This is a genomic window from Lishizhenia sp. (assembly GCF_057456495.1).
Map to the genome: position 1 here is coordinate 1 of NZ_JBVCPV010000271.1, position 2,933 is coordinate 2,933.

The 2,933-nt window shown below is 37.6% G+C and carries 2 protein-coding genes and 1 pseudogene; 1 reads left to right on the forward strand and 2 read right to left on the reverse strand.

What is annotated here, in order from left to right:
• Positions 1-189 precede the first annotated feature (189 nt).
• Both AC22ZQ_RS13875 and AC22ZQ_RS13880 read right to left on the reverse strand, forming a co-directional pair.
• A complete protein-coding gene (locus AC22ZQ_RS13875) occupies positions 190-1,308 on the reverse strand; it encodes a T9SS type A sorting domain-containing protein (RefSeq protein ID WP_318959361.1) in 1,119 nt (372 codons plus the stop codon).
• A gap of 18 nt (positions 1,309-1,326) precedes the next feature.
• Positions 1,327-1,875: pseudogene (locus tag AC22ZQ_RS13880) on the reverse strand (LamG domain-containing protein); the annotation flags it as partial.
• A gap of 111 nt (positions 1,876-1,986) precedes the next feature.
• On the opposite strand from AC22ZQ_RS13880, the gene AC22ZQ_RS13885 reads away from it, so the two are divergent.
• Entirely contained in the window at positions 1,987-2,868 is an 882-nt protein-coding gene (locus tag AC22ZQ_RS13885; protein ID WP_318959360.1) for a M90 family metallopeptidase, read from the forward strand.
• Positions 2,869-2,933 lie beyond the last annotated feature (65 nt).

The following is a 2,933-nucleotide window of genomic DNA, read 5'->3' on the forward strand; positions in this document are numbered from 1 at the left end:
AATTAGATAGGATTACTGCAGAGGAAATAAGAACAGTAGCTCAAAAATTCTTTGCGGCTGATCAGATTTCTACTTTGATTTTTGAACAGAACGGGAAAGATTAAAAGCGCGTAAATCGAACGCGATAAGCGAGAAAAGTATAGATAAAAAAAAGGCTGCAGAAATGCAGCCTTTTTTTTGTTTTTGGGTTTAGTTTTTAACGAATCTATTCGTTGTAATTTCTTGTTCTGAACTAACTTGGAGTAGGTATACTCCTTTTTCTAAGCCTTCCAAATTGATGGTGTTATTCAACTTATTCGTTTGAAGGGTATAAACATTTTGTCCTGCCGCATTAATAATGCTAATTGTTTTCTCTGTTCCTTCTTGGAAGATAACATGTAATTGATTATTGGCTGGGTTCGGATAGTATGCGAATTGTTCCGTCTCGAAGTCTTCTGTACTTACATAGTCAATTGTAATACACTCAGAGGTATCCGTACAAGTTCCGTTTGTAATCACACAAGCGTACGATCCGTTTTGTGTTGCAGTAAAGCTTGCGTTTGTTTCTCCCGTGATTTCTGTATTTGTGCTACAATCTATCCATTGGAAAACAGCTCCCGTTGCATTGGCTGTAAGTGTAAGGTCGCCGTTGTCTGTGATTGTATTGTCTATCGTTGCTATGGTTAAATCTAAAGTGATGGATGAGTCACAACCTGTTTGATTGTTTAAGTTCGCAACGTATACACCTGTGGTGTTATAGGTGTTTCCATCTACTGGCCAGTAGTAATCATAACAAGCTGTTACTGTTTGCGTTGTTGTGGTGTTTTGACCAATGCTTAAGTTTAATTGACGGATAGAGTCACACCCGTGTATATTTGTGTAAGTTTCTTGATATGTACCTGGTGTAGTGTAAGTCATTCCATTTACAGGCCAAGTATAAGAAGCTGTACAAGTGTCAACTGTTTCACTAGAGAAGTTTAAACCAGAAGATAAGTAGAGATTTAAAACAGAATCACATCCCGTAGACGAAGTCACAGTAGTGTTAAAGTTTCCTATGCTCGTAATTGTTTGGTTAGCTGCTGCCCAAAAGTAAGATCCACATGTGTAGTCAGATGTGAACGAAGCGGTCATTTGGTAAGGTACGTTAATACCTGTGATATAGTTCGATGAAGTACCGCTCATCGATGCACCACTCATAGTTAACGTGTTTCCATTAGAAGAGAAGTCTATAACTGAGTTCATTCCACTATTAGAACCATTTGCTGTTCCATAGTTGAAGTTATAGTAAGCTACGAGGTTAGTTGGAGATGTACAATATTCAGTGAGCATATCTGCTTGAATGTCTGCTTGAGTGCGGGCAACATTCCATACTCTTACTTCATCGATATCTCCATCAAAATAACCTGTATTATCGTTTCTTTTTCCTATGTAAATATTCGGTTAGGAAGGCGTGTTTAAGCTTACGGTAAAATTACCACTTGCTTCTAAGTTTCCATCGATATAAAGTTTAGCTTTTTGTGTTGAGGCATTTGGATCGTAAGTTGTTGCTACGTGGTGCCATTGACCATCATTAACAGGAGTAGTGGCACTGATTCCATTTCCTCCAACTTCAATACGAATAGAGTTGGACCAGAGAAGGTTAAAGGTGAAGCGAGTTCCAGTGGTCATTGAACCCCAATCCACAATTACTTTTTGGTTTCCATCAGAATTTGCAGTTGTTTTAATCCAAGCTTCAACTGTTCGTGCTGAGCTCCCAGAGGGTGCATTGGAAAAGGAACCTGAGGCGGCATCATTTGAGCCGTCAAAATTAAAAGCGTTTTGTTGTGCAATTCCGGAGGTGGTGAAGGCAAGTGTTAGACTGAAAAATGTCAAAATTTTGTACATTTTTTTGCGCATAGTATTAGTTTTAGTGTTTGTATGTAATTACCTATAAGTCTATGCTTTTTTTGTTACTTATTTGACAATTTAGGGGTAAACAAATGGTAAACATTCTTCTAATATTTTGATATGTTGAAAGTTGTGAAATGGTTAAAACGTAACCTACTAGAGAGTATTCTCTTTGGATTTGCATTGTGGGCTGTGCTCAATTGGGTGCAAACTCCTTCGCTCAAAGCTATGGGGGTTTTTCTTGTGCTTTGTGGTTTTTTGGTGTGGTTACTTGTGTCTAATCAGAAGGCAAAAAAACGAGCAAGAATTCAGCGTTACGTGATCAATACAAATGATAAGTTCTGGTTAAATAAGAATATCCCTTTTTATGAAAATTTAAACCCAGCGCAAAAGAAGATTTTTGAGCATAGAATAGGGTTGTTTTTAGCAGAAATAAGAGTAACTGAAATTGGAAAGGAGCACGCGGAGAAATCTACAGCTTTTTATGTAGCAAGTGCTGCCGTAATTGCTTTTTGGGGATTGCCTTATTGGAACTATGGTGAGCTGAGTGAGGTATTGGTTTACCCAGATAATTTTAATAAAGACTTTGAGGTAGCTCAGACCCATCGTATTCAAGGGCAGGTATATGACGGAGGTTTAATGGATAGCACCATGAGTTTATCTTTAAGTGCTTTAGAATTAGGTTTCAAAAACGACAGTGATAAGAAGAATGTGGGGGTACATGAGTTTGCACATTTGCTGGATAAAGAAGATGGCAGTATAGATGGATTGCCTTTTATGATGAATAAGGAATTACGTGAGAAATGGGCGCAATTGGCAAAGTCTGAAATGTTGAAAATCCAAAATGGAAAGTCAGACATCAATGCCTATGGAGGCACAAATATGGCTGAGTTCTTTGCTGTAATTTTAGAGTATTATAAGGAAAGACCAAAATTACTTCAACGTAAACATCCTGAAATGTACAGTGTTTTGGAGGGATTGTTTCATTATCATGAACATTAAGTTTAGTAAGTATTGTTCTTACTCCTAAACGATTGCTGTGCGCTATGAGTGTGACGTTTTATTGT

What these genes read in the sequence shown, in the direction of transcription:
- AC22ZQ_RS13875 (WP_318959361.1), bottom strand. Translation starts at nt 1,308, where the DNA reads ATGCTCACTGAATATTGTACATCTCCAACTAACCTCGTAGCTTACTAT.
- AC22ZQ_RS13885 (WP_318959360.1), top strand. Translation starts at nt 1,987, where the DNA reads ATGTTGAAAGTTGTGAAATGGTTAAAACGTAACCTACTAGAGAGTATT.